Raw genomic sequence first — 25,841 nt, 5'->3', positions numbered from 1 at the left:
CCCACTAATTCATCGACAGGCCCCAACGGAATGTCCCACGCGGTCTAACAGGCAGGAAACCGGCCGCTACGGCGGACGGACTAACTTCGTGACATGAGGGTGTGGATGCCCGTTCGGCCGCTGCGCGGCAGGCTTGCCGCGATCGGCAAGGGCAGATTCGGCAAGGGTGGTTCAGTGCGCCGCCACGGGGGCCGAACGGCTCCCGGGCGACGGCCGATGCCTGGCTGGCGCAGCATCAGGGGCCGGGTGGCGGTGGTCATCACGGTCCCGATCTGCTTGGTGCTGGCGGTGGCCGGTCTCGCCGTGCACGGCCGCGCCGAGGCCCTCGGCGATGCCCGGACGACCCGTGCCGAGGTCGGCCTCAGCCTGCGCGTCCAGGCCCTGGTGCACCAGCTGCAGCGCGAACGCGGCCTGACCAACGGCCTGTTGGGTGGTGAGAAGGAGTTCCGCCCACCGCTATCCGCCACGCGCAAGCGCGTTGACACGGCACTGCGCGGAATGCGCAGCGAAAGCGCCGTCGAGGACGTCGTCCAGCGGCACTTGCGGCGTCTCGCCGGCATCCGAGCCGCCGCCGACAGAGGCACCGCCGGCCAGGCCGCGACCCTCACCTTCTACACGAGGGCCGTCAACGCCCTGAACGCCGTCGATCCGGTGGCGGAGACCGCGACCGGCGCCGACCGCCAACTGCGCGACGGGCTGGCCGCGTTGCGCGAGCTGGCCGCCGCCAAGGAGTCCGTCGCCCTCGAACGCGGGCTCCTCAACGGTGTGTTCGCCCAAGGCGCCTTCCACGGCCGTGCGTACATCGACTTCACCGAGGTGCGAGCCACCCGCGTCGCCGCCCTCACCCGCTTCCGGCAGGTCGCCACCGCACCTCAGCGCGCGGCACTGGAGAAAGCCTTCGCGACCGAGGACGCCGAACGCGCCACCGCCTACGAGGAACAGGCGGAAGGCGGCGCCGACGGCTCCCCGCTGCGCGCCGACGCCCGCACCTGGTGGGACGCGATGACCGTACTCGTCGACGATCTGTACGCCGTCCAGCAGTCGGTCGGTGACGATGTACGGGACCGGGCCGACCGGCTCAGCCACGACGCCGAACTGGCCCTCGCCGCCTATCTCGTCACGGGCACGCTCATCGCCGCCCTGCTCGCGGGCCTCGCCGCTGTCGCCTCCCGGTCGCTCACGCGCCCGCTCCGTGGACTCGCCGAGACCGCTCACGACGTGGCGCGCCGCCGACTGCCCGCAGCCGTCGCCCGTATCCAGCAGTCCCCGCAGGACTCTGCTCAGCTCCTGACGCCGGAGGACGCGCAGGACACCCCCGATGCACGGCTGCTGGGCGGTGCGGCAGAGATCGCCGAGGTCACAGCGTCCCTGCAGCAGGTGGAACACACGGCCCTCCAGCTGGCTGCCCAGCAGGCCGGCCTGCGTCGCAACACCACGGAATCGCTCGCCAATCTCGGCCGCCGGAACCAGAGCCTCGTACGTCGCCAACTCAGCCTCATCACCCGCCTGGAACGGCAGGAACTCGACCCGGACGCCCTCGCCGAGCTTTTCGAACTCGACCACCTCGCCACCCGTATGCGGCGCAACGCCGAAAGCCTGCTGGTCCTGGCCGGGCAGAATCCGCCAAGGCCCACGGCAGCACCCGCCGACGGTCTGGAGGTCGTCCAGTCCGCAGTCGCAGAGGTGGAGCAGTACCGTCGAGTTCTGATCGCGACGGTGGAGCCGGTGCGGGTGCGTGGGCACGCCGTCGCAGATGTCGCCCACCTCCTCGCCGAACTCATCGAGAACGGACTGAATTTCTCGCCCCCGACCGAACCGGTCGAGGTGCACGGCTGGTACGACACCGAGGACGACACGTACTCCTTCGGTGTCGTCGACCACGGCATCGGCATGTCCGAAGCCGACAAAGCACGTGCGGGCGCCCTCCTCTCCGACTCCGGCGAGGAGGCCCTCGTTGCCGCACCCACCCGGTTCCTCGGCCACCTCGTCGTCGGCCGACTCGCCCACCGCCTCGGTGAAGGCGCTCAAGTCCACCTCTTCGACACTCCTGGCGGCGGCCTGTCCGCCCTCCTTGTCCTCCCCGGGCGCCTGCTCGCCCCCGTGGAGGACCCCTCCACCTCACCCCCACCCGCCAGGCCCGCTGTCTCCTCCATGCTCAACGGCTTCCGAGCAGGTGTCGCCCGCGCCGAAGCCAGAAACCCCTAAGGAGCGTCATCGTGACCACCGCCGTCCAGAGTTTCGGCTGGCTCGTCTCGGAGTTCGTGCGCACCGCCGACGGCGTCACCGATGCCGTCGCCGTTTCCTCTGACGGCCTGCTCATGGCCGCCTCGGACAGCCTCGGCCGAGATCGCGCCGACCACTTGGCCGCCGTCGTCTCCGGCATCACCAGCCTCGCCCAGAACGCGGCGACGGCACACGGCTTCCACGGCATGAAGCTCGTCATGATCGAAATGCTTGGGGGCTTCCTCATGGTCGGTCGTATCCGCGACGGCAGCTGCCTCGGCGTCCTCGCCGCCGAAGGGTGCGACGTGGGCCTCGTCGGCTACGAAATGGCCGTCCTCGCCGACCGCGCCGGCGAGCTGCTCACCCCGCATTTGGTACGCGAACTGCACTCCGCGCCCAGGTGAGCCCACCCGTTCGCCGCCCGCCCCTGCCTCCGTAACCAGTGCGTGCCGCGAACGGTGGCGTGGCCGGGCGGCTCGTCTTTCATGGTGCCGAGAGGCGCAGCAGCCGCGCGTTGGCCTCGTCCGGCGCGAAACGGTCAGGGGTGAATTCTGTGGCGGACCGAAGTCCGAGCCACACCAGCATGGCGTGGTGTTCCTCATGCGCCGGGTCGGCGAGGATCACTTTGAGATCGCTGTAGCCGGGTCCGCCGCCGCAGTCCTCGGGCGGGCACGCCCCGGCACCGTCCACGCAGTGCGGATAGTGAAGCCCGGCTGAGGCTGTCCGGAACTGCTCCACAGGGACGAGGTGACCCCAGTGGGCGCCCAGTTTGAGCAGGGCGGTCAGCGTGGCGGTGTGCTCGTCGCAGAATCCGAGTTCGTCGTCGGGACGGTAGCGGAACCGGATCGGTCCCCGGCCGCTGAGCGGTCCGGGGTTCTCGTTTCGCCTGTTCAGGCGGCTGCGGAGGATACGAGATTCGAACTCGTGAGGGGTTGCCCCCAACACGCTTTCCACATGTTCGTCTGGGGGTTCTGGGGCGTACGGCAATGTCCTGACCTGCGGTGCAGCTGGTCAGGGCGGGGGTTCTGAACGGTGCTGTACGCCGGTGAATGCAACCAGAAGTGCAACCACGGCAGTGCAGCAGCGTGAATGTGTCCAGCTTCTGTTCGTGCTTCCTGGGCAGCGGAGAGTCGCCTCCTTACTCCCCGTTCTGCGACCAGGCCGCGGTGAGCGCGGTGACCGGGTCAATGTCGGCTGGTGCCGCAGGCCACCATTCGCCGTCGCCGTCCTGGAGGTAGGGGTACCAGCGGGCGTCGGGACCCAGACGCAGCTGGATGCCGTGGTGGGTGAGGGTGAGGCGGTTGCGCCAGGTTCGGAGGCGTGTGGGGGAGTCGGTCATCTCGGCGAGCGCCGCGTCCAGGGCGGCGTGGGTGGCCCTCATCACCGTCGGGTCGGGGGCGTAGGGCTGTTCGGCGACGGTGATGCCCGTGGGGCCGCCGTAGCGCCAGGCGCGGGTGAGGCGTGCGAAGGCAGTGGGTCTGGTGCCGGTGTTCTGGATCAGGTGGTGGACCCACTCGGGTCCGGGGTTGGCTGCGGCGATGCGGACGGCGTCCTGGTGCTGGGTCAGGTGCAGGTCGGTGGTGTGGCCCGCGAGGAGCCGGGCGGCGCGCGCGGCGGCGTCGGCCATCAGGTGTTCCAGGTCCGCGGCGGCCAGGCCGGTGCCGGGTGGCGGGGCGACGGGCAGTGCTGTGGTGTGGGCGGCGGGTTCCGGGAGTTCGGGCAGTTCGGGGGGCTCTTCGGCCCAGCGGGCGTACGCGGCGGCGGCCGGGATGCCGGCCGGTGCCGGTGGGGCGGCCGTCTCCTGTGCTGTCGTACGGAGTGCGCGCAGCTGGGCGAAGACCTCCTCGCGACCGCGGCCGCGCAGCGCGAAGAGCACGAAGGGGTCGGTGTCGATGGTGGCGGCGATGGCGTAGCAGAGCGCGGCGGCGTGCTTGCAGGGGTATCCCCAGTCGGGGCAGGAGCACTCCGGATCGAGCTCGGTGGGCAGGGGGAGCAGTGGGACGCCTGCGTGCCGGGCGTCGTCCACGAGTTCGGCGGGCATCTCGGCGTCGAGAAGTGCCGCGAGATGTCCGGCGCGGGCCGCGATCGTGCCGAGCAGGGTGTCCCACTGAGGGCCGGTGAGGATGGGCAGGTGGACTGAGGAGCGGTACGGGCGCGGACGGCTGCCCTGGACAGCGGCACTGACCTTGCCCGGAGCGACGGTGACCGGGCCGACCATGCCTTTGCGGGCGTAGGTGCGTCCGCGCGAGAGCCGTCCCGCGTCCAGGGTGGAGTCCTCCAGGGCGGCCACCCATGCCTGGCCCCACCAGGTCGCGGCGAAGGCTCGCTTGCCGCGGGCGGGCGCACGGCGCGGGCCGGGGACGGCGGGGCTCATGACTGCCTTCCCAGGGCGACGAGTTCGGCGAGGTCGGCGTCGGACAGTTCGGTCAGGGCTGCCTCGCCGGAGCCGACGACGGCGTCGGCGAGGGCGCGCTTGGCTTCGAGCAGCTTCGCCACCTTGTCCTCCACGGTTCCCTCCGCGAGGAGCTTGTGCACCTGGACGGGTCTGTCCTGGCCGATGCGGTAGGCGCGGTCGGTGGCCTGGTCCTCGACGGCCGGGTTCCACCAGCGGTCGTAGTGCACGACGTGAGTGGCGCGGGTGAGGTTGAGTCCGGTGCCTGCCGCCTTCAACGACAGCAGGAACACCGGCACTTCACCGCGCTGGAAGCGGTCCACCATCTCCTCGCGCCGCGCGACGGGGGTGCCGCCGTGCAGGAAGAGAGTGGGGAGGCCGCGCTCGGCGAGATGCTTCTCCAGCAGAGCCGCCATCTGTTTGTACTGCGTGAAGACCAGCACGGATTCGCCTTCGGCGGTGATGGTGTCGAGAAGTTCGTCGAGCAGGTCGAGCTTGCCGGAGCGGCCCCGCAGGGGAGTGGACTGGCGCAGGCTGTGCTCTTTCAAATACTGGGCGGGGTGGTTGCAGATCTGCTTCAGCGCGGTGAGCAGCTTGAGTACCAGACCGCGCCTGGCGATGCCCTCGGACTCCGCGATCTTCGCCATGGTCTCGCGGACCTGTGCCTCGTACAGGCTGGTCTGCTCGGCCGTCAGCGGGACGACGTGGTCGGTCTCGGTCTTGGGCGGCAGTTCGGGCGCGATGCCGGGGTCGGACTTCTTGCGGCGCAACAGGAAGGGACGTACGAGACGGGACAGGCGCTCGGCTGCCTCGGGATCCGAGCCCGCCTCGATGGCGCGGGCATGCCGGTCACGGAAGGCGGTGAGTGAGCCGAGGAGCCCGGGGGTGGTCCAGTCGAGCAGCGCCCACAGCTCGGAGAGGTTGTTCTCCACGGGGGTGCCGGTGAGAGCGACGCGGGCGCGGGCGGGCAGGGCACGCAGTTCGCGGGCCGTGACGGCGTAGGGGTTCTTGACGTGCTGGGCCTCGTCGGCGGCCACCAGCGACCAGGCTGTCTCGGCAAGCACTTCGCGGTCGCGGCGCAGCACCCCGTAGGTGACCAGGACGATCTCGTCGCCGGCCAGGTCCTTGAGGTGGCGGTCGCCGCCGTGGTAACGGCGCACAGGGGTGAGCGGTGCGAATCTGGCGGCCTCGCGCTGCCAGTTGCCGAGCAGGGAGGCCGGGCAGACGACAAGGGTGGGGCCCGCGGTGGTGGGGTCGCTCTGGCGGTGCAGGTGCAGAGCGAGCAAGGTGATGGTCTTGCCCAGGCCCATGTCGTCGGCGAGACAGCCGCCGAGGCCGAGTGCGCACATCTCGGCCAGCCAGGCCAGGCCCCGCTTCTGGTACTCGCGCAACGTGGCCTTGAGGGCGGCGGGCTGGGGCACGGGGGTGCGGGACTCCGGATCGCGGATACGAGTGACCAGGTCGCCGAGCGCACCGACCGCCGCACAGGGGACCCGGTCACCGTCTCGCTCGGTCTCGCCGGTCAGCGCGGCGCTCAACGCCTCCATGGGGGTGAGCGATTCCATCCGGCGGCGCTTGGCGCGGGCCACCAGCTTCGGGTCGGCGACCACCCACTGGTCGCGAAGCCGTACGAGGGGACGGCGTGACTCTGCGAGAGCATCCATCTCGGCCTCGGTGAGCGGCTCGCCGCCAAGGGAGACCTGCCAGCGGAAGTCGAGGAGGGCCTCGGTATCCAGCAGGCCGCCCGCTGTGGAACCGGGGGCGGTGCGCTGCCCGATCTCCGCGGTCGCGGTGAGCGCCTTGACCAGTTCGCGCGGCCAGTGCACGTCGACACCGGCCGTGCGCAGTGCGTCCGTCGCGTCCCCAAGGAGATCGAAGGCTTCGTCGTCGGTCAACCGGAGCTGATCGGGACCGGCATCGTTGAGCAGCCTCCGCAGCGGGGGCCAGGCGCGGGCGCCGCGGCGCAGGGCGAGAAGTGTCTCGGTCTCGGTGCGTGGGCCGAGCAGCCGCTCCACTTCGGTCGGCTCGCTCCAGAGTCGTGCGGCCTCGATGACGAGCGCCGGGTCCGCCGCGGTGTGCAGTTGCAGGACGGCCCGGAACTGCCGTCGGCGTCCTTCGGGTACGTCGACGCGCAGGGAGACACCGACGTCGGCGGTGAGTGCCGCCTGGGTCTCCTCGGCCCATTCACGCAAGGTGGGCACGGCGCGGGCCTCGCGCCAGGCGTACGGCAGCGCTCCCATGGCGAGCGGTGCAGCCGGCGTACGGACCAGATCATCGGCGACCGCGTCGCAGAACTGGCGTACCAGCGCAGCCGGTTCGGCGATCCGTACCGGAGCAGGGCCAGGCTCGGGCAGGCAGTGGGCGTGTGGCGGGAAGGCGGCGGCCAGGGCGTCCAGCGTCTGGCGCTGGGCGGCGGTGAAGGGACCCACCTGCCAGGTGTCGTAACCGGCGGGGGTGAGGGCCGGGTGGAGGCGGCCGTCGGCGAGCAACCGCAGCGCGAAGCGAGTGGCGGCCTGCCAGGCGACGCCGGAGGGATGCGTCGGCTCCGCATCGGCCAGGGCGGAGACAGCGACGGCGACAGGCACCGCGTAACCCTCGACCCTGCGCCGCCTGACCGAGCGGCCGTGCGGCAGGACCAGCTCCACCGCCTCGGTCTCAAGGCCGGCGGGCGCCATACTGTCTCCGGCCGCTGCCCCGGTCGGCTTCCACAGCAGCAGCCGCCCGAGGCGGGCGGGCTCACCGGGCAGGAACACCGCCGCCCAGCCGGCGCCGAGCAGCTCCCTCACGAAGGCGGATGTTTCCTGCCGGGCCAGCGGCGGTGCGCTCCTCGCGCCCGTACTCGGCTCTCGTACGACGACTCGTGCCACTCTCTTCCGCCCTGTCGCTTACCGGACCCTACCCTGGGCCGCTCACTACCGAACCCCACCAGGCAAGGTCACACGCTGGCAACCACGGGCCTTGGCTTGACTGCTGGCGACGGCGCCACGACGGATACGCCGCTACTGAAACACACCGGTCCTCAACCCTACGGTGCACCGCTACGGTGAGGCGATGAGCACCTGGGCCCCAGCCGCGCTGGAGGCATTGATCGAAGAGGCCACCGTCGACGCCTACGGCGAGGATGAGCAGCTCACCGGCCTCTTCACGATGATCGAGGAGAGCCTTGCCGTGCCATTCACCACGACTGTTCTCGGCGTCGAGGTGAGCGTGGTCGGTGTCGATCTGGCCGAGGACGGACGCGTGGTCGCACGCTGTGCCCGGGGGTCGGTCCGACAGGACATCGGAATTCTGGACCTGCCGCTGCCGGAACCCGCCCCCGAGGGCTCGCAATGGATCGAGGCATACCGCTACTGGGCCCGCTGAACCGGCGCGTCGTACAACTGCCCAGCTGAGCCCCTGCCCGAACGGACAGTCGCCCCGACTGCCGCTGACCGGACCGACTGCGGGGAACGGACTGCGGGGACCGGACCGCGGGGAAACGGACTGCGGGGACCGGACTGCGGGGAACGGACTGCGGGGACCGGACTGCGGGGACCGGACTGCGGGGAAACAGACAACACGTAGCGCGCATACCGCAGTATGCTTGCGGCTATGGCTGACACCACACGCATCACGGTGACACTCCCCACCGAGCAGGTGGCGGAGCTGAAGAAGATCACGGACAACATCTCCGGCTACGTGGCCGAAGCGGTCGCCAGGCAGATCCGGCACCAGCTCCTGGGGGCCGACCTGCGCAGCCACACAGACGAGCACGGGGCCTTCAGTGAGGAAGAGCTGGCCGAGGCGCGGGCGCGGATCTTCGGTACGACGTCGGCCGCCGGCGGGGCGAGCGCCGCGTGAGCGGGCACATCGAGACCGTCGTCCTGGACAGTGAGGGGCTGTCGGCCTGGGTGGCGCAGGACCGGAAGGTTCTGGCGATGTTCCAGGTGTTCCACGACCTGGGAGCGGACCTTGTCGTCAGCGCCAACACCATCGTGGAGGTGAGCCACGCCAGGGTGAACCTGCCCCGACTGCAATGGGCGCTCTCCCGGGTCAAGGTGGAGCCGATCACGGAGGCAGCGGCCAAGGCGGCGGCACAACTGCTCAAGGGTGCCGGTCTGCACGGACACAGGTACGCGATCGACGCCACCGTCGCGGAAGCGGCCTTGCGTCAGCCTGGCCCGGTCGCCATCCTCACGTCGGATGTCGATGACATGACCCGGCTATGCGGCGGCAAGGTCCGGATGATCGGGCTATGACCGCGACATCGTCCCGGGACCATGGACAGATCCACGTGGATCCGCCGAGACCGGAGTCGCCGCAAGCCAACCCGTGATGGGCGAACAAGGCATCGACGGATGCGGAGGCATGACTGCGTTCGGTGCAACGCCTGCTGGCGGCTCAGGGCGGCGACTGCCTCTTCGTCTACGCCGTTGAGGACGGCCAACTCATCGTGGGGGTCCTGGCGGCCGGTAACCGTCGTGACGTATCCCGTCAGATGGTGTGGCTCCCGCAGTCTGCGCCGATCGCCCCATGGGACGTGAGCGTGCGCTCTCCCGCTTGGGGCAATGTCCTAAATATCGCCTATAAATGCAACCGAAACTGTAACCAAGGCATGCCGAAGGGCTGGACCGCACAGAGCGGCCCAGCCCTTCGTTTCGCCTGTTCAGGCGGGGCGGTGCGAGCCGGCCCGGGACGGTAGTGCGCTTGCGCCGACGCAGGTGGCGGCCCTCGATCCGGTTCAGGCGCATCAACCGCTCGACACGCTTGCGGTTGACCGTGTGCCCAAAGCCCCGCAGCTCGGCATGGACACGCCTTACTCCGTAGGTGCCCTTGTGCGTGGTGTGGACCTCGCGGATCTCCGCGACCAGGTTGTCGTCGGCGACCTGCCGCTCCAGTCGGGCCCTCGCACCGGCGATCCACCGGTAGTAGCCGGAGCGCGAGACCTGAAGAACCCGGCATATCCGCTGGACACCGAAGCTCTCGGCGTGGGCGGAGACAAAGTCCCAGCGGCGGGTCTTCACTTCATCCCCTTCGCGAGATAGGCCGCCGCCCGCCGCAGGATCTCCCGCTCGATTTCCCATTCCTTCTCGGCCTTGCGCAGCCGGCCGTTCTCCGCCCGCAGCCGGGCCAGTTCCTCATCCCGGCTCTCCCCACTTCGGTCGCTGCGGACGTGACCACGGCCCGCCTGCTCGTCGGCCTGCCGCACCCAGCTCCGCAGACTCTCGCCGGTCACCCCGACATCCGCCGCGACCGCCGCGTACGTGCGCTTCCCGCCCGCCGCGCGGTACAACGCCACCGCCTCGTTCCTGAACTCCTCCGGATACGGAGACCTACGTCCCACCAGGACACCTTCCCTTGGATCTGCAAGATCCATTGTCGGAGTGTCCACACCACGGGAGTCACCTCAGGGACGGCCGTCTCCACGACGCTCGCCACACCGCCGCGACCGTCCTGCTGATCCTCGGCGTCCCTGACGTCGTGATCGACTCGATCACGGGTTGGGAGCCTGGAGGAGCGGCCCGGATGCGGGCCCGGTACATGCACGTGACGGGCACCATGCTCCGCAAGGTCGCGCAGCAAGTCGGCGACGCTCTGTGGGAACTCCCGAAAACGAACTGAGACGGAAACTGAGACGGACAACGACGAAGGGCCCCACCGCGAACGGTGGGGCCCTTCGACATCGTCCCCGGTGAGGCACTGGCGGAGGATACGAGATTCGAACTCGTGAGGGGTTGCCCCCAACACGCTTTCCAAATGTTCGTCTGGGGGTCCGTCGGTGTGCGCGAGCGTCCTGACCTGCGGTGCAACGGGTGCGGGCGGACCTCCTGAACGGCGCCGTACGCCGGTGAACGCAACCAGAACTGCAACCAGGCGCGGGCTACTTGCCTGGCTCGGGCCCGTACCACTGGAGGGCCTGCCCGGTCACTGCGGCGATGCATTCGAAGTCGTGGTCGCGGTGCAGGAGGGTGAGCCCCTGCAGCTCGGCCGTCGCGGCGACGACGAGATCCACCGCGCCGGCGCTGCGATGCTTGCCCTGTTTGGTGAGGGCCTCCTGAACCTGCCAAGCACGGTCGTAGGCGCGGTCGTCGACGGGAACCCAGCCGAAGATCGAGCGCATGTCCTCGATGGCGCGTGCCCGGTCGGCGGCCGACCGGGCACTGTAGAAGAATTCGAGCTCTGTGATCGGGCATGTGGCGATGAGCCCGGCTGCTGCCGCCTGGTCCCAGCCGTACTGCTCCGCGTTCCCGTGGAGGAAGCGCGCGAGTGCGCTGGTGTCGATCAGGAACTGCGCTGCGTTCACCGCCGGTAATTTCCCTTGTCCTCGAAGAGCTCCAGGTCGAACGCGCCGTCGTCGGCTGCGGCGCGGAGCCGGGTGAGGGCCAGGGCGCGGCGCCGGTTCTCCAGTACCTCGCGCAGCGCGGTGTTGACGGTCTCCTTCTTGGTGCCCGTCCCCAGGGCTTTCGCCACATCTGCGACGAGCTCGTCGTCGAGATCGATCACGGTTCGACTCATGTGTACCTCCAGGTATCAAGTATCGACGAGAGTATATCCCGCCTGACCCGGGATGCGCTGTACGCGCGGTCTACGCGGGCATGACGCTGTGGATCCGGGAGAGGGTGAAGACACGCTCGTCGTCCCTCAGGTGGCACCAGGCGTCGAGATAGGGCGGGTCGAGAGCGAGGCGGCTGAGGGTGCGTACGGTGTGGCTTCCTGAGGCGGCGACGTATTCGACCGTGATGGCCGTACCGGCGTCGAGGGCATGGGCGAGCTGGCGGACGTCGCTGTACGACAGCCGCTTCGCGTACCCGGAGACGATTTCCTCGGTGTCCGTCGCGAAAGGCACCCCGCTGCCGAACGGGTCGGGTTCCGGGGCGTTCGGCGGTGCCTTGAGCAACCGGTCGGCCAGGACGTCCACGTCCGTCCCGGCGTCGATCGGCATCTTCGAGGCGTGGGTCGCGGTGGTCCGGGGGCCGCGCCGCCCGACGTTCCCTCGCGGGGGCGGGACGGCAGCGGCGGCCCTCTGTGGCAGGCGCTTTTCGATGCGTACGGTTCCCCCGGCGGTCTCGGCGACCGGGGCGTAGCCCGCGGCACGGAGCGCGGCGAGAGTCGCCGAGGGTGGGCTGCCGCTGATCAGGACCGTCGGGGCGAGCTGCCGCAGGGCGAGCTTGGACAGTGCGCGGTGGGCGGCGAGTTCGGCCAGGAGCGCCGGTTCGTCGCCGTGGATGACACAGGCGGCGGGGGCGATGCGCACCCGTCCGTGACCTCGTGCGGTGTCGGCGATGAGATAGGTCAGTGGCTGTGGCAGGGCCGTGGCGGAGGCGGCTGCCAGGCCGGCCGTGATGTCGTCCGGGGTGCGGCCGGCGTCCAGAGCCCGGCGGATACTGCCGGCACTGAAGCGCCATACCGACGCCGTGCCACTGGTCTCCCGGTCGGCCGTCGAATCCAGCAGCGCCGCGAGTCGAGCGGACGGGGTGCCGGTGACGACGGCGGTGAGGTCGGCGCCGATCCGGGCGGTCGTGGTCGCGGGGGGCAGCAGCCTCCGGGCCGTGATGTCGAGCTCTTCATCGGCGTGGGCCGCCAGGTGGACGCCGAGCGGGGACAGCGCACCCCGCGCCAGCACGCCCAGCAGTTCGCCTTCGCGGATCACGGTGCTGAACGCTGCCGTGTCCTCGGGCGAGACGTCGTCGGCGAGCGGACGGTGCCAGGCCACGAGCGGCCCCAGCTCCGAAGCGACCTTCACACCCTGTCCTGCCGGGAGCCCCGCAGCCGCGGTGAGCAGCCCGCGGCGGGCCTGCAGACAGCCGCCGCAGTCAGGCGTACCGGCGAGCGCGGGAAGCGCCTTGTCGTCTTCGTCGCGGGCCCGGGTGGGGGTGAGTGGCAGGTCCCGCCATGCCCGGAGCAGTACGGCGAGCTGTTCTGCGGGCTCCTGCTCGGCCCAGGCGTCGTACGCCTCGGTGGGGGGTACACGATCGCCGTCGCGGGCCAGCAGTCCGGCGGCGTACGCGGTCTCCAGAACGATGCGTACGACGGCGTCGTCCGCTTGGGCTGCCTTGCCGAGCCGGGCCAGTTCACGCGCGCCGATCCCGCCCGACTTCAGCCGGGTCGGTGGAGTTGTCGCGCACGCCGAAAGGACGGAGGCGGCTTGGGCCGCGAACGAGGTGGCGGCCACCGCGGCCTCCCGCTCCACCTCCGAGGAGGTGACGGGCACCAGCTGTGTGACGGGCGGCAGAGGTTCGAACGGAGCGTGCCAATCGGGGCCCCGTAGAGCCAGGGCCACCTCGACCGGCATCCGGACGGGCCCGTACCGGTGACGGTTCTGGAGCAGAAGCCCGCGGTCGAGTGCCCATCGGGCGCCTGGCTGGAGGTCGCGGCCAGGATCCCCGAACACCACGAACAGCGACTGACGCGGTGTGGACCTGGCGCTCTGCTCAAGCAACTTCCGTGTGGCCGCCGGTGCCCCGGCCGCCAACGCGACGACCCGTTCCGCGTCACTGTGATGCTCCACCAGAGCCGCGAGCCGCTGCTGCTTGGTGCCGGGTGGCTTGATACCCAGGATGGCCAGCATGCCGCGCAGTTCCTCCGAGGTGGTGCCGGCCAGCAGCTCTTCCAGCGGGGCGTCGAGTCCGAGTGGCGTGTCCCACGCCTGCCGCAAGGGCGTCGGCATACGGAGGGTCCCGTTGCCGTCGTGCCACACGAGCGCCCGATCCGACAGCGCCTCCAGGGTCGCGTCCAGCGCGTGTACCGCCGCAGGAGATGTCGAGCCGAGCAACTCCGCGAGGCTGTCCCGGGTCGCTCGTGCTCCCAGGGCTGCCAGCGCCTCGGCGGCCTGCAAGCACGGCAGCGTGAGTTGGGGCAGGGCGAGTGTCACGGACCCCGGACGTTGGAGACGGTCCGCCAGTTCTCCCACCGATCGCGGTTCCGGAGAGGAGGCTGCGTCCTTTCGCATGGCGAGTACGCGTGCCAGGCGGGAACCGTCGAGTTCGCTCAGCCAAGTCGCAAGCGTCGATCGGGACTTCATGAAGGTGCACCTCGACAGACGGGGAACGTCACGGGCGGGCCGAAGCCGCATCGGCGCCAAGGTCAAGGATGGCGCAATTCCATGATCCGCGGATGCCGTACGAAGACAGAGTCCGGGGCACCGCCCCCCGCCGGGCTCGTCCTGCGGGAGGTGCCCGGCGGCAGGAGAAGGCGCGAGCTACCCGCTCGCGAAATATCCTTAATAGGCGTATATAAACGCAACCAAAACTGCAACCACGCACGACGAAGGGCCCCACCGCGAACGGTGGGGCCCTTCGACATCGTGCCCGGTGAGGCACTGGCGGAGGATACGAGATTCGAACTCGTGAGGGGTTGCCCCCAACACGCTTTCCAAGCGTGCGCCCTAGGCCACTAGGCGAATCCTCCGCCGGGAACATTACATGACGATGGAGGGTGGTTGCGAACTCGTTCGGGGTCGGGTGATCAAGGGGGGTGGCAGGTCGGGGAGGCGGGCCGGGGGCCCCTGGGGATCGGGTAGGCTGGGGGCAGCCCCTCACGCGGCGCTATCTGACTGAACTCCCCCAGGGCCGGAAGGCAGCAAGGGTAAGTTGGCTCTGGCGGGTGCGTGAGGGGTCTTTGCTGTCTTGGGACCCATGTCCACGGGTATGCCCCCTTTCGTCTCGTCCCGGGGCGGTCCGTGTTGTCAGTGGGCGCCTATAACCTCGTAAGCGTGTCGTCTCTCGCGCTGTACCGCCGCTATCGCCCGGAGTCGTTCGCCGAGGTCATCGGGCAGGAGCATGTCACCGACCCGCTGCAGCAGGCGCTGCGGAACAACCGGGTCAATCACGCGTACCTGTTCAGCGGGCCGCGTGGGTGTGGCAAGACGACCAGCGCGCGGATCCTGGCGCGGTGCCTGAACTGCGAGCAGGGGCCCACGCCGACGCCGTGCGGGGAGTGCCAGTCGTGCCAGGACCTGGCGCGCAACGGGCCGGGTTCCATCGACGTCATCGAGATCGACGCGGCCTCGCACGGTGGTGTGGACGACGCCCGTGACCTGCGCGAGAAGGCCTTCTTCGGGCCCGCCGGAAGCCGGTACAAGATCTACATCATCGACGAGGCCCACATGGTCACGTCGGCCGGTTTCAACGCGTTGCTGAAGGTCGTCGAGGAGCCGCCGGAGCACCTCAAGTTCATCTTCGCGACCACCGAGCCCGAGAAGGTCATCGGCACGATCCGCTCCCGTACGCATCACTACCCCTTCCGGCTCGTGCCGCCCAGCACGCTGCGGGACTACCTCGGCGAGGTGTGCGGCAAGGAGGCGATCCCGGTCGAGGAAGGCGTCCTGCCGCTGGTCGTGCGGGCCGGGGCCGGGTCCGTGCGTGACTCGATGTCGGTCATGGACCAGCTGCTCGCGGGCGCGACCGCCGACGGCGTGACGTATGCCATGGCCACGTCCCTCCTCGGTTACACGGAAGCGTCGTTGCTCGACTCGGTCGTCGAGGCCTTCGCCTCGGGGGACGGGGCCGCCGCCTTCGAGGTCGTGGACCGCGTCATCGAGGGGGGCAACGATCCCCGGCGGTTCGTGACCGACCTGCTGGAGCGGCTGCGGGACCTGGTGATCCTGGCCGCCGTGCCCGACGCAGTCGAGAAGGGGCTCATCGACGCGCCCGTCGATGTGGTGGAGCGGATGCAGGCCCAGGCCGGCGTCTTCGGCGCCGCCGAGCTCAGCCGGGCCGCCGACCTCGTCAACGAGGGACTCACCGAGATGCGGGGCGCCAACTCCCCCCGCCTCCAGCTCGAACTGATCTGCGCCCGCGCACTCCTCCCCGCGACCTACGGCGACGAACGGTCCGTCATGGCCCGCCTCGACCGGCTGGAGCGCGGGGTGAACTTCGCCGGGCCCGGCGCCGGGCCCGCCATGGGGTACGTCCCCGGGCCCGACGCGCATGGGGGAGCGGCCACGCCGCCCATGGGCGGCGGCTTGCCTCCGCAGGCTTCCCAGGTTCCTCAGGCTCCCCAGCAGATGCAACAGGCGTCGCATGCGCCACAGGTTCCGGCGGGGGGCGGGCCTGCCGCCGCTCGGGCTGCGGTTCGGGGGGGCATGGGTCCCTCTTCAGGTCCGGGTCAAGGTTCCGGGCCTGGTCCGGGACCAGGCCCGGGTCCGGATGCGTACGGCGTCGAAGGCGCCCCCGCCCCCGCCGAGGCGGCTCCGGCTGCCCCGCACGAGGCACCGCCGATCGCCCCGGCCGCCGCGACCGGCCCTCCGCCCGCGCCCGCCGCGCCCGCCGCTCCCGCGAACGCCAACCCCGGCGCCCAGCCCCACGCCCAGCCACCTGCCAACGCACCCGCCCCCGCATCCGCCCCCGGCTCCTGGCCCACCCCCGCCGCCGCGGGCAGTGGGCGGCGGCCCGGTGGGTGGCCGACGGCCGCGCCCGCCGGTGGCGGAGCCGCGCCCGGGGCCCCGGCCGGTTCCGCACCCGGCCCGGCCGCACCACCCCCGCCCGCCCCGCCTGCCGCATCGGGCGGGCCGGGGGCGTATGCCCAGTCCGGTCCCCCGGCGGCGACCCACGCTCCCGCCGCCCACACCCCGGCCCCCGGCGGGCCCGACCCGCGTGTGCTGTGGCCGAACATTCTGGAGACGGTGAAGAACCGCCGCCGATTCACCTGGATCCTGCTCAGCCAGAACGCGCATGTGGCCGGGTTCGACGGCACGACCCTGCAGATCGGCTTCGTCAACTCGGGTGCGCGGGACAACTTCGCGAGCAGCGGCAGCGAGGACGTCCTGCGGGCGGCGCTGACCGAGCAGTTCAACGTGCACTGGAAGATCGAGGCGGTCATCGACACCTCGGGCGGCTCGGCCCCGCCGCCGGGCGCCCCCGGCGGTTACGGCGCCCCCGCTCCGGCCGCCGGTGGCTACGGCGGCGGATACGGCGGAGGCGGTGGCGCGGGCGGAGGCTACGGCAGCTCCCCGGCCCCGGCGGCCCGCCCCGCCGCGGCCCAGCCCTCGGCCCCGGCGCCCCGCCCGGCCTCCCCGGCCGCGCCGCACCAGTCGACCCAGTCCGCCCGGTCCGCCTCGTCTCCCCTCGCACCACCCCCGGCCCCCGAGCCCCCGCCCGTCTCCCCCGAGGACGACACCCCCGAGGACGACGACCCCGACCTCGACGAGTCCGCCGCCCTCTCCGGGCACGACCTGATCGTGCGGGAGCTGGGGGCGACGGTGGTGGACGAGATCGCGAACGAGCAGTAGCGAGCGAGGGCGGCGTCGCGCCGACCGTAAAGCCGCGCCGCCGCGAGACCGCTCGGGCGAGCGCCTTCATGGGAGTCCGTTCATGGGGGTCCGTTCGTCAGAGCCCTTCGCGAGAGCCCTTCGTGGGAGCCCGTTCGTGTGATCCCACAAACCCTCACCACCCCCCTCTTCGGAAGCCCCCACAAAGTCACCCGCCCCCTCCGGTTAGGCTGACCCCGTGAAGGTCCTCGTCATCGGTAGCGGTGCTCGTGAGCACGCGCTGTGCCGTTCTCTGTCCCTCGATCCCGACGTCACCGCGCTCCACTGCGCGCCCGGCAACGCGGGCATCGCGGAGGTGGCCGAGCTGCACTCGGTCGACGCGCTTGACGGCGCCGCCGTGGCCGCGCTGGCCACCCGGCTGGAGGCCGGACTCGTGATCGTGGGGCCGGAGGCCCCGCTGGTCGCGGGTGTCGCCGACGCCGTGCGCGCCGCGGGCATCCCGGTGTTCGGTCCCTCCGGGGAGGCCGCGCGGCTGGAGGGGTCCAAGGCCTTCGCGAAGGAGGTCATGGCCGGGGCGGCTGTGCCCACCGCGCGCTCGTACGTCTGCACGACCCCCGACGAGATCGACGAGGCGCTGGACGCGTTCGGCGCGCCGTACGTCGTGAAGGACGACGGGCTGGCGGCCGGCAAGGGTGTCGTCGTGACGGCTGACCTCGCCGAGGCCCGCGAGCACGCGCTCGCCTGTGGCCGCGTGGTCATCGAGGAGTTCCTGGACGGCCCCGAGGTCTCCCTCTTCGCGATCACCGACGGGGTGACCGTCGTCCCGCTCCAGCCGGCGCAGGACTTCAAGCGTGCCCTGGACGGCGACGAGGGCCCCAACACCGGCGGCATGGGCGCGTACTCGCCCCTTCCGTGGGCCGACCCGAAGCTGGTCGACGAGATCCTGCAGACCGTGCTGCAGCCGACCGTCGACGAGATGCGCCGCCGGGGCACTCCCTTCTCCGGCCTGCTCTACGCGGGCCTGGCCATCACCAGCCGCGGCGTACGGGTCATCGAGTTCAACGCCCGGTTCGGCGACCCGGAGACCCAGGTCGTCCTCGCCCGCCTCAGGACGCCGCTGGCAGGTGTCCTGCTCGCCGCCGCCAACGGCACCCTCGCCGACCTCGAACCCCTCCGCTGGAGCGACGACGCGGCCGTCACCGTGGTCGTGGCCTCGCACAACTACCCCGGCACCCCGCGCACCGGCGACCCCATCACCGGCCTCGACGAGGTGGCCGCCGTGGACGCGCCGCACGCGTACGTCCTGCACGCCGGTACGAAGCGCGCCGGCGACGACGTCGTCAGCGCCGGCGGACGCGTCCTGTCCGTCACGGCCACCGGCAAGGATCTCACCCAGGCCCGCGACCGCGCGTACACCGCCGTCGCCCGCATCGACCTCGACGGCTCCCAGCACCGTATGGACATCGCGGCGAAGGCGGCCGCCGAGGCGTGACGGCCCGGCCGGAGGCCGGCGGTCTCCGGCCGCCGGACAGGGCGTGACCGGCCGACGGCCGCCCCTGCCGCGCAACCGTGACCTTCCGCGCAACCACGGCCTTCCGCACCCCCTCCTGACATCCGCATACGAACCACCAGCAACGGGTACGAACCTCAGGCCCCGGAATCCCTCGGACACCCCCACAACCCCTGGAAAATCCGTCGGAATCCGGGGCCCGATCCTTGCCCAGCGTCATCCACCTCTCCCCAAAGCCATTCCATCGAGTGAGCGATGGTCCATCCGGCTGACGACGGCCTGGGCCCCAACTAGGGTGCGGCGCAAGCGTTCCGGCACTTGGCCCACCGGCATTGCGATGTCAGTGGTGGGTGCCACAGTGGGGGAGTGAGCAACGTCAGGGCATTCGGCGGCGACCTCAGTGACGAGCAGTCGTCAGTGACGAGCAGTCGTCGCGGTGCGCGCCGCACGGGACAGCAGGGGGTGACGTCGGGTCGTGACCGGTATGGCAGGTGGTGAGGAGGCGGGCGCGCAGGCCGCGCGCGCCAGGGCCCTCGCCGTGCTGCGTGTCCGCAGCAGGGCACTGGCCGTGGCCCTGTTGCCCGCGGCCGTCGCCGTCGTCCTCCTGGCCGGTGGGTCCACCGGCCACCTGACCGGCCGGGGCTGGTCCGTGGCGAGCTGGATCATGTCCGGCATCGCCGCCGTCGTGCTGCTCGCCGCCGCCGGCATCTCCCTCGTCGTCGCCCGCGCCCGGCCCGCCGTGAGCCCCACGGTCGCGATCGCCGAGGAGTCCGCGCCCGACCTCTACCGGCTGGTGCGGGATCTCGCCGACCGCCTGGACGTCCCGCCCCCCTCCGCGATAGCGCTCACGCCGGACTGCGACAGCTGGCTGGAGGACCGCACCCACCCGGCTCACGCCCCGCCGGCCCCCCGCCCGCCCGCCATCCCCGCACCGACCTCGGCCGACGGATCCCACGACGAGATGACCGGCGTACGCGGCCTGTCGTCCGGGCTGTCCTCGCCCCGTCGCCACCGCGCCCCCACCGCCCCCGTGCTCGTCATCGGCTCACCGTTCCTGTGGTGGATGCGGGTCGGTGAGCTACGGGCGGTGCTGGCACCCGTCGTCGCGGGTACGGGACCGTCCGCGCACCCCGACATAGCCGCGGCCCGCCGTTTCGTACGCGGCCTGGACGCCGCCGTGGCCGTCGCCTCGGCGCCGACGCGCGGTCCGCTCGTCCGGACCGTGCTGGCCGGTGTCGGCTGGGTGACCCGGCTGCTGCTGCGCGGCTGCCGGGGGCACGCGGCCGAGATGGAGCGAGGGGTCGCCGCAGCCGCGGCCGAGCGCGCACAGGCTGTGGACTACGGTCTGCGGATCGTCGCCCAGGAGCAGGTGGGCCTCGCCTACGCGGGCTGGGACCGCCTCCTCACCCGGGTGGCGCTGCCGGCCTGGCGGATGGGCCGCTGGCCGTCCCGTCTCGACGCGGGTGTCGTCGCCGCGCTCACCGAGCTGTCCCGCCGCGACCGCCTCGCCGAGGGCTTCGCCTCCCGGCTCGGCGAGCGCCCCGCCTGCGACCTCCTCGAAGAGCCCGGCACGATCGACGAGGCCGCGTCCCTCCTCGCCGCCCGGCTCTTCCACGGCGGCCCCGCCGAGTCCGGCCCCGACTGGGCCCCCGTCGACTGGCAGGAGTACCCGGACGAGGTCGTCGACCGCAAATGGCGTACCGACGCGGCCCGCCTCCACCGGGTCCTGGACGCGCTGGGCGTCCGCCACAGGACAGGCGGCACGGGCACGGACCCGAACGGCCCGGCCCCCGGCGGCCCGACCCTGGCCCGCGTACTGGACCACCTGACGGCTTCTGAGAGCCGACAGACCCACGAGCACGACCAGGATCAAGACCGCCACCGAGCCCAAGCCCAAGACCGAGCCCAAGACCGAGACCGAGCCCAAGACCGAGGCCGAGAGCGAGACCAAGAACCGGACCAGCACCACATATCCCCTCACGCCGACGACACCCCAGAGGCCCCCGGAACCCCCGACAACCCCGAGCCCGGCGAGTACGCCGCGCACGACGGCCACGCCGCGCACGACGGCCACGCCGCGCACGACGAGGACGACGACGAACCCCGCCTCACCAACGCCCACTCCGCCGCCCTCGCCGCAGGCCTCACCGCCGAGTTGGCGCGGGAGGAGGCGGCGGCCCCGGCCGCCGGGCCAGGCGCGGCCGGTGGCGGCGCCGAAGCGCAGGGCCCGGACCGGGACCTGTGGGACGACGGCCTGCTGCCACTGTTCCCGATGCAGCCGCCCCGCACGGGCCGCGAACTGCTGGCGGATCACGTCACCGCGATGGTCTGCTGCGCGGCGATGGACACGGCCGGCGCCACCCCCGGCCTCGACTGGCTCGACGGCCCCTCCCTCCTCGTCCACGGGGAACGGGCCGCCGACCTCACCCCCCGCGTCCTCACCCTCGTCGAGGAAGGCGACCCCGCCCCCCTCCGTGACTGGCTCCGCACCCTCGGCGTCCGCCCCGAAAAACCGGTCCGCCTGGTCTGACGGAACCTGACGGCACGTGACGGACCTGTCGGCACCCGACCGGCCGGCCAGCACCCACCCCCGCCCGCCACCAACCGCCCCCGACCATCCCCCACCGCCCCCGAACCACCCCCCCCCACCGCCCCCCGAACCACCCACCCTCCCCAACTCCCCACCCGGAGCCCCCCGTTCCACTCCTGCCAATTAGCGACGAACGGTGACGGAGCGCGTGCGTAATGTGATGTGCTGGGACCGATCGCGTACGTAGCAAGGGCTTGCGTCAGTTCACGGGGGACGAGGGAGGGGAGAACTCATGGGTTCGGAGCAACACATCCGCCGCTGGGAATCGGGCGCCCTCGCCCACGCCGTGACGGACCCCTTCGGCCTGGGTCCCGTCCCCTGGCTACGGGGCAATGTGACGTACTTCGACGACACCGGCCAAGTAGTGCCCTGGTATCTGGACCCGGGCCCGCCCGAATCCGGCACGGCGGCCAAGGGCGCACCGGGCAAGGGCGCCCGCGTCCCCGCCCCGCGCTCCTCGTCGGGCCCGCGCTCCGCGGACGACGTGCGGCGCCAGATCAAGGGGTTCACGGCGACCGGCGTCGCCGCACCCGGCGAGTCCATCGACTTCCACATCACCGTGGACCCGCCCCAGGAATTCGGCGTCGACATCTACCGCATCGGCCACTACAGCGGCGACGGCGCAGCGAAGATCACCACCAGCCCCCGCCTCGCCGGCATCGTCCAGCCGCCGCCCCTCACCGCCGACCGCACGGTCTCCTGCCACCACTGGTGGCTGTCCTGGCGGCTGCAGATCCCGAACTACTGGAACGCCGGCGCGTACGTGGCGGTCCTCACCACCGCCGACGGCTACCGCTCCCACGTGCCGTTCACCGTCCGCGACGACCACCCGGCCGACCTGCTGCTCGTGCTGCCGGACATCACCTGGCAGGCGTACAACCTGTACCCGGAGGACGGCCGCACCGGCGCCAGCCTCTACCACGCCTGGGACGAGGACGGCCGGCTGCTCGGCGAGTCCGACGCGGCGACGACGGTCTCCTTCGACCGCCCGTACGCCGGAGCCGGCCTCCCCCTCCACGTCGGCCACGCCTACGACTTCATCCGCTGGGCCGAGCGCTACGGCTACGACCTCGCCTACGCCGACGCCCGCGACCTGCACTCCGGCCGCGTCGACCCGACCCGCTACCGGGGGCTGGTCTTCCCGGGCCACGACGAGTACTGGTCGCCGCAGATGCGCCGGACCACCGAGATCGCCCGCGAGACCGGCACCTCGCTGGTCTTCCTCTCCTCCAACAGCATGTACTGGCAGGTGGAGCTGAGCCCGTCCCCGTCCGGTGTCCCCGACCGCCTCCTCACCTGCCGAAAACGCCGGGGCCCCGGCAAACCCGCCCTCTGGCGCGAGATCGACCGCCCCGAACAGCAGGTGATCGGCATCCAGTACGCGGGCCGGGTCCCCGACCCCCACCCCCTGGTCGTGCGCAACGCCGACCACTGGCTCTGGGACGCGACCGGCGCCCACGAGGGCGACGAGCTGGCCGGCATGGTCGCGGGCGAGGCCGACCGCTACTTCCCGCGCACCCCGCTCCCCGAGCACCACGGCCGCATCCTCCTCGCCCACTCCCCGTACAGGGACAGCGAGGACGTCGTCCGCCACCAGGAGACCTCCCTCTACCGCGCCCCCTCCGGCGCCTGGGTCTTCGCATCCGGCACATTCGCCTGGTCCCCGGCCCTGGACCGCCCCGGCCACGTCGACACCCGCGTCCAGCGCGCCACCGCGAACCTCCTGGACCGCATCTGCAAGCGCGACTGAGGCACCTCTCCGCCCACCGCGACTGAGGCACCTCTCCGCCCACCGCGACTGAGGCACCTCTCCGCCCACCGCGACCGAGGCACCTCTCCGACCACCCCGAGGCGCCGGAGCGCACCACCCGGCCCCCCCGCCCCGCGCCCCCCGACTCGCGCGCCCCACCCTCTGTCCGAGATCGATCCCGGTGTACGGGACAATCAGGCCATTGGACATCACCACGGGGAGGAACCGTGTCCGGATTCGTAGAAAAGCCCGAGCCTGTTCAGGTTCCGGGCCTGGTGCATCTGCACACCGGCAAGGTGCGCGAGCTGTACCAGAACGAGGCGGGCGACCTCGTGATGGTCGCCAGCGACCGAACGTCCGCGTTCGACTGGGTGCTGCCGACGGAGATCCCCGACAAGGGGCGCGTCCTCACGCAGCTGTCCCTCTGGTGGTTCGACCAGCTCGCCGACCTGGTCCCGAACCACGTCCTGAGCAGCGAACTCCCACCGGGCGCCCCCGCCGACTGGGCGGGCCGCACCCTCATCTGCAAGTCGCTCAAGATGGTCCCGGTGGAGGCCGTCGCCCGCGGCTATCTCACCGGCTCGGGCCTGCTGGAGTACAACGACTCCCGTACGGTCTGCGGCCTCGCCCTCCCCGAGGGCCTGGTCGACGGCTCGGAGCTGCCGGCGCCGATCTTCACCCCGGCCACCAAGGCCGCCGTCGGCGAGCACGACGAGAACGTCTCGTACGAGGAGGTGGCCCGCCAGGTCGGCGCGGAGACCGCCGCCCAGCTGCGCCAGACGACCCTCGCCGTGTACGCCCGGGCCCGGGACATCGCCCGCGACCGGGGCATCATCCTGGCCGACACCAAGTTCGAGTTCGGCTACGAGGAGGACACCCTTGTCCTCGCCGACGAGGTCCTCACCCCCGACTCGTCCCGCTTCTGGCCGGCCGATCTGTGGGAGCCGGGCCACGCCCAGCCGTCCTTCGACAAGCAGTTCGTCCGCGACTGGCTGACCTCCGCCGAGTCCGGCTGGGACCGGGCGAGCGAGCAGCCCCCGCCGCCGCTCCCCGCGGAGATCGTCGCCGCCACCCGCGCCAAGTACGTGGAGGCGTACGAGCGTCTGACGGGCCTGACCTGGAGCTAGTGCCGCGACAGGCACACGAAGAAGGCCCCGGTCGCGATGACCGGGGCCTTCTTTCACGAGCGGACGACCAGGTTCGAACTGGCGACCTCAACCTTGGCAAGGTTGCGCTCTACCAACTGAGCTACGTCCGCGTTGCGCCGTGGCGCGAAGCCCACTATACCCAACCTCGCTCCCGTGCGAGCCGCACCGCCGCGTGCCGATTCTCCACCCCGAGCTTGGAGACGGCCGACGACAGATAGTTCCGTACGGTCCCCTGGGAGAGCGCGGCGCGTTCGGCGATCTCCGCGACGGGCGACCCGTCGCCGGCGAATTCGAGCACCTCGGCCTCCCGCGCGGTCAGCGGCGAGTCCCCCGCGGAGATGGCGTCGGCCGCCAACTCCGGGTCCACATAACGGCTTCCCGCGTGCACTGTCCGGATGATCTCGGCGAGCCGCTGCGCGCTGACGGTCTTGGGGACGAAACCGCGCACACCCGCCTCAAGCGCCCGCTTCAGATGCCCCGGCCGCCCATGGCCGGTCACGATCAGCACCCGGCAGCCCGGCAGTTCGGCCCGCAGGGATGTGGCCACCTTCACACCGTCCGCGCCCGGCATCTCCAGGTCCAGCACCGCCACGTCCGGCTCGTGCGCCCGCGCCATGGCCAGCGCCTCCGGACCGCTCGCCGCCTCCGCGACCACCACCAGGTCGTCCTCCAGCGACAGCAGCGCGGCCAGCGCCCCCCTGATCAGATGCTCGTCATCGGCGAGCAGCAGCCGCACACGCCGCCCGGCCTCCGGTACGGCGCTCATGACGTGCCCTTCCCCACGGGGACCGCGGCTCTCGGCGACGGCAGCGGCACCCGGGCCACCACCCGGAACGCCTCCCCGCCCACCGGTCCCGCCTCCAGCGTCCCGGCCACGACCGCCAGCCGCTCTCGCAGCCCGGCGAGCCCGGACCCGCCGCCCCCGCCGCAGCGCTCCGTGTCCCCGCCTCCGTCCCCGGCCACCCGTAGCCCGTCGTTCTCCACGGTCAGCACCACCTGCCCCTCCGTCACCTTCAACACCACCGCGCACTGCCCTGCGTTCCCGTGCCGCAGCACGTTCGTCGTTCCTTCCCGCACCACCCACGCGAGCGCGGACTGCACCTCGCCGGGCAGCCCGGCGGTGTCCGCCCCGGCGACCGAGCAGTCGATGCCGGCTGCCTCCAACACACCGCGCGCACCGGAGAGTTCCACGCCGAGGTCGGCCTCGCGGTACCCCCGTACGACATCGCGCACCTCGCGCTGGGACTCCTGCGCGATCCGCTGGACCTCGATCATCTGCTCGACGGCCTCGGGGCGTTCCCGGCGGGCCAGCTGGACGGCCAGTTCGCTCTTGAGGGCGATGACCGCGAGGTTGCGGCCGATCACGTCGTGCAGGTCGCGTCCGAAGCGGAGCCGTTCCTCGGCCACGGCGAGCCGGGCGCGGGTCTCGCGGGCGTCGTCGAGTTCGTAGACGGCCCTGAGGAGCCAGACGGAGAAGATGGAGGTGAAGGCGATGGCCGTGATGCCGAACAGCATCGCCAGCACGGTGGCCAGGACTTCGGCCCCGTTGGCCCCGACGGCGAGGGCCGAGGCCCCGCTGACCGCGACGAAGGCCACGACCATGGCCAGTACGCGCCGTCGGCTGCGGAGGCCGAGCGCGATGATGCCGACGCCGAAGATCAGGACGCCTCCGAACATCACGCCCAGCGCCGTCCTGGCGTCGTCGTCGGGGGCCCCGCCGTGGGCGAGGACGAACGCCACGAGCCCTACCAGCGCGGTGGCGGTCCCGAGCGTCCAGAGCAGGCGTACGGGCTGCTCACGGCTGCCGCGCACCCAGTCGAGCGACCGGGAGACCGTGATCGAGGAGAGCGCGGCGTGCGCGCACACCAGGGCGAAGAACCAGCCGGCGTACCGCAGCGACAACTGGCCGAAGAGCGGTATCCCGAACCCGCCGATCTCGATCAACGGGAACGAGTGGAACGACCACCGCGTGTACGTCTCCACCTTCGCCGGCGTGCTCTTTCCCCGCCACCATGCCCCCGGCCCCCGCATGACCCAACCC

At 71.6% G+C, this 25,841-nt stretch carries 20 protein-coding genes, 2 tRNA genes, 1 other RNA gene and 1 pseudogene; 12 read left to right on the top strand and 12 right to left on the bottom strand.

Annotation, left to right across the window (positions count from 1 at the left end):
• Positions 1-216: 216 nt before the first annotated feature.
• Together I8N67_RS26470 and I8N67_RS26465 are read left to right on the top strand one after the other, a co-directional pair.
• A complete protein-coding gene (locus I8N67_RS26470; RefSeq protein ID WP_234046313.1) occupies positions 217-2,205 on the top strand; it encodes a sensor histidine kinase in 1,989 nt (662 codons plus the stop codon).
• A gap of 11 nt (positions 2,206-2,216) precedes the next feature.
• Positions 2,217-2,627, top strand: coding sequence for a roadblock/LC7 domain-containing protein (locus tag I8N67_RS26465; protein WP_200306266.1), 411 nt, complete (start codon positions 2,217-2,219; stop codon positions 2,625-2,627).
• A 79-nt stretch (positions 2,628-2,706) separates the two neighbouring features.
• Here the strand turns inward: I8N67_RS26465 and I8N67_RS26460 are convergent, their stop codons facing one another.
• The 3 genes from I8N67_RS26460 to I8N67_RS26450 form a co-directional block, all read right to left on the bottom strand.
• Positions 2,707-3,165 carry a plasmid pRiA4b ORF-3 family protein gene (locus I8N67_RS26460; RefSeq protein ID WP_234046312.1) on the bottom strand — a complete coding sequence of 153 codons (459 nt, stop codon included), beginning with the start codon at positions 3,163-3,165 and terminating at the stop codon, positions 2,707-2,709.
• 196 nt (positions 3,166-3,361) lie between these two features.
• A complete protein-coding gene (locus tag I8N67_RS26455; RefSeq protein ID WP_234046311.1) occupies positions 3,362-4,597 on the bottom strand; it encodes an SWIM zinc finger family protein in 1,236 nt (411 codons plus the stop codon).
• Complete coding sequence (locus I8N67_RS26450; protein ID WP_200306259.1) at positions 4,594-7,401, bottom strand: SCO1167/SCO6262 family helicase; 2,808 nt, start codon at positions 7,399-7,401, stop codon at positions 4,594-4,596. The genes I8N67_RS26455 and I8N67_RS26450 overlap by 4 nt, the downstream gene beginning before the upstream one ends.
• A gap of 265 nt (positions 7,402-7,666) precedes the next feature.
• Between I8N67_RS26450 and I8N67_RS26445 the strand changes: the two genes are divergently transcribed.
• From I8N67_RS26445 to I8N67_RS26435, 3 genes are all read left to right on the top strand, one after another.
• The gene (locus I8N67_RS26445; protein ID WP_200306257.1) at positions 7,667-7,978 is read left to right on the top strand and encodes a hypothetical protein; all 312 of its coding nucleotides are present in this window, start codon (positions 7,667-7,669) and stop codon (positions 7,976-7,978) included.
• A 228-nt stretch (positions 7,979-8,206) separates the two neighbouring features.
• Positions 8,207-8,455 carry a hypothetical protein gene (locus I8N67_RS26440; RefSeq protein ID WP_058850160.1) on the top strand — a complete coding sequence of 83 codons (249 nt, stop codon included), beginning with the start codon at positions 8,207-8,209 and terminating at the stop codon, positions 8,453-8,455.
• Positions 8,452-8,853 carry a PIN domain-containing protein gene (locus tag I8N67_RS26435; protein ID WP_200306255.1) on the top strand — a complete coding sequence of 134 codons (402 nt, stop codon included), beginning with the start codon at positions 8,452-8,454 and terminating at the stop codon, positions 8,851-8,853. Before I8N67_RS26440 ends, I8N67_RS26435 begins: the two co-directional genes overlap by 4 nt.
• A gap of 189 nt (positions 8,854-9,042) precedes the next feature.
• Here I8N67_RS26435 and I8N67_RS44670 read toward each other — a convergent pair whose 3' ends face one another.
• Positions 9,043-9,678 carry an IS3 family transposase gene (locus tag I8N67_RS44670; RefSeq protein ID WP_372443806.1) on the bottom strand — a complete coding sequence of 212 codons (636 nt, stop codon included), beginning with the start codon at positions 9,676-9,678 and terminating at the stop codon, positions 9,043-9,045.
• Complete coding sequence (locus I8N67_RS26425; RefSeq protein ID WP_200306252.1) at positions 9,615-9,938, bottom strand: transposase; 324 nt, start codon at positions 9,936-9,938, stop codon at positions 9,615-9,617. The genes I8N67_RS44670 and I8N67_RS26425 overlap by 64 nt, the downstream gene beginning before the upstream one ends.
• A gap of 62 nt (positions 9,939-10,000) precedes the next feature.
• Here I8N67_RS26425 and I8N67_RS42910 point away from each other — a divergent pair.
• A pseudogene (locus tag I8N67_RS42910) lies at positions 10,001-10,216 on the top strand (site-specific integrase); the annotation flags it as partial.
• Between the two features lie 259 nt (positions 10,217-10,475).
• Here the strand turns inward: I8N67_RS42910 and I8N67_RS26420 are convergent.
• The 4 genes from I8N67_RS26420 to I8N67_RS26405 form a co-directional block, all read right to left on the bottom strand.
• Positions 10,476-10,898, bottom strand: coding sequence for a PIN domain nuclease (locus I8N67_RS26420; RefSeq protein WP_200306250.1), 423 nt, complete (start codon positions 10,896-10,898; stop codon positions 10,476-10,478).
• Positions 10,895-11,110 carry a type II toxin-antitoxin system VapB family antitoxin gene (locus I8N67_RS26415; protein ID WP_200306248.1) on the bottom strand — a complete coding sequence of 72 codons (216 nt, stop codon included), beginning with the start codon at positions 11,108-11,110 and terminating at the stop codon, positions 10,895-10,897. The genes I8N67_RS26420 and I8N67_RS26415 overlap by 4 nt, the downstream gene beginning before the upstream one ends.
• A 70-nt stretch (positions 11,111-11,180) precedes the next feature.
• A complete protein-coding gene (locus I8N67_RS26410) occupies positions 11,181-13,616 on the bottom strand; it encodes a helicase C-terminal domain-containing protein (RefSeq protein WP_200306246.1) in 2,436 nt (811 codons plus the stop codon).
• A 298-nt stretch (positions 13,617-13,914) separates the two neighbouring features.
• A tRNA-Ser gene (locus I8N67_RS26405) sits at positions 13,915-14,002 on the bottom strand.
• Between the two features lie 118 nt (positions 14,003-14,120).
• On the opposite strand from I8N67_RS26405, the gene ffs reads away from it, so the two are divergent.
• The 6 genes from ffs (at position 14,121) to I8N67_RS26375 (ending at position 23,779) form a co-directional block, all read left to right on the top strand.
• Positions 14,121-14,217, top strand: an RNA gene (ffs, locus tag I8N67_RS26400) — signal recognition particle sRNA small type.
• A gap of 89 nt (positions 14,218-14,306) precedes the next feature.
• Positions 14,307-16,823 (top strand): DNA polymerase III subunit gamma and tau, encoded by a 2,517-nt coding sequence (locus I8N67_RS26395; protein WP_200306244.1) that lies wholly within the window; start codon positions 14,307-14,309, stop codon positions 16,821-16,823.
• A gap of 217 nt (positions 16,824-17,040) precedes the next feature.
• Positions 17,041-18,294: a phosphoribosylamine--glycine ligase gene (gene purD / locus I8N67_RS26390; protein ID WP_200306242.1), complete on the top strand. Its 1,254-nt coding sequence runs from the start codon at positions 17,041-17,043 to the stop codon at positions 18,292-18,294.
• 502 nt (positions 18,295-18,796) lie between these two features.
• On the top strand, positions 18,797-20,842 hold the full coding sequence (locus I8N67_RS26385; RefSeq protein ID WP_200306279.1) for a M48 family metalloprotease: 2,046 nt from the start codon (positions 18,797-18,799) through the stop codon (positions 20,840-20,842).
• Positions 20,843-21,134: 292 nt separating this feature from the next.
• Positions 21,135-22,652 carry a N,N-dimethylformamidase beta subunit family domain-containing protein gene (locus I8N67_RS26380; RefSeq protein WP_200306240.1) on the top strand — a complete coding sequence of 506 codons (1,518 nt, stop codon included), beginning with the start codon at positions 21,135-21,137 and terminating at the stop codon, positions 22,650-22,652.
• Between the two features lie 227 nt (positions 22,653-22,879).
• Positions 22,880-23,779: a phosphoribosylaminoimidazolesuccinocarboxamide synthase gene (locus I8N67_RS26375; protein WP_200306238.1), complete on the top strand. Its 900-nt coding sequence runs from the start codon at positions 22,880-22,882 to the stop codon at positions 23,777-23,779.
• A 58-nt stretch (positions 23,780-23,837) separates the two neighbouring features.
• Here the strand turns inward: I8N67_RS26375 and I8N67_RS26370 are convergent.
• The 3 genes from I8N67_RS26370 to I8N67_RS26360 form a co-directional block, all read right to left on the bottom strand.
• Positions 23,838-23,910 (bottom strand) — tRNA-Gly (locus I8N67_RS26370).
• 23 nt (positions 23,911-23,933) lie between these two features.
• Complete coding sequence (locus I8N67_RS26365) at positions 23,934-24,566, bottom strand: response regulator transcription factor (protein WP_200306236.1); 633 nt, start codon at positions 24,564-24,566, stop codon at positions 23,934-23,936.
• Positions 24,563-25,831: a sensor histidine kinase gene (locus tag I8N67_RS26360; RefSeq protein WP_200306234.1), complete on the bottom strand. Its 1,269-nt coding sequence runs from the start codon at positions 25,829-25,831 to the stop codon at positions 24,563-24,565. The genes I8N67_RS26365 and I8N67_RS26360 overlap by 4 nt, the downstream gene beginning before the upstream one ends.
• Positions 25,832-25,841 lie beyond the last annotated feature (10 nt).

It is taken from the genome of Streptomyces adelaidensis, assembly GCF_016598475.1.
GTDB lineage: Bacteria > Actinomycetota > Actinomycetes > Streptomycetales > Streptomycetaceae > Streptomyces > Streptomyces adelaidensis.
This window is presented reverse-complemented; position numbering and strand designations above follow the sequence as displayed.

Coding starts and splice junctions, on each gene's coding strand:
- I8N67_RS26470 (WP_234046313.1), top strand. CDS start 217: ATGCCTGGCTGGCGCAGCATCAGGGGCCGGGTGGCGGTGGTCATCACG.
- I8N67_RS26455 (WP_234046311.1), bottom strand. CDS start 4,597: ATGAGCCCCGCCGTCCCCGGCCCGCGCCGTGCGCCCGCCCGCGGCAAG.
- I8N67_RS26445 (WP_200306257.1), top strand. CDS start 7,667: ATGAGCACCTGGGCCCCAGCCGCGCTGGAGGCATTGATCGAAGAGGCC.
- I8N67_RS26440 (WP_058850160.1), top strand. CDS start 8,207: ATGGCTGACACCACACGCATCACGGTGACACTCCCCACCGAGCAGGTG.
- I8N67_RS44670 (WP_372443806.1), bottom strand. CDS start 9,678: ATGGGAAATCGAGCGGGAGATCCTGCGGCGGGCGGCGGCCTATCTCGC.
- I8N67_RS26415 (WP_200306248.1), bottom strand. CDS start 11,110: ATGAGTCGAACCGTGATCGATCTCGACGACGAGCTCGTCGCAGATGTG.
- I8N67_RS26410 (WP_200306246.1), bottom strand. CDS start 13,616: ATGAAGTCCCGATCGACGCTTGCGACTTGGCTGAGCGAACTCGACGGT.
- I8N67_RS26385 (WP_200306279.1), top strand. CDS start 18,797: ATGGCAGGTGGTGAGGAGGCGGGCGCGCAGGCCGCGCGCGCCAGGGCC.
- I8N67_RS26380 (WP_200306240.1), top strand. CDS start 21,135: ATGGGTTCGGAGCAACACATCCGCCGCTGGGAATCGGGCGCCCTCGCC.
- I8N67_RS26365 (WP_200306236.1), bottom strand. CDS start 24,566: ATGAGCGCCGTACCGGAGGCCGGGCGGCGTGTGCGGCTGCTGCTCGCC.
- I8N67_RS26360 (WP_200306234.1), bottom strand. CDS start 25,831: ATGCGGGGGCCGGGGGCATGGTGGCGGGGAAAGAGCACGCCGGCGAAG.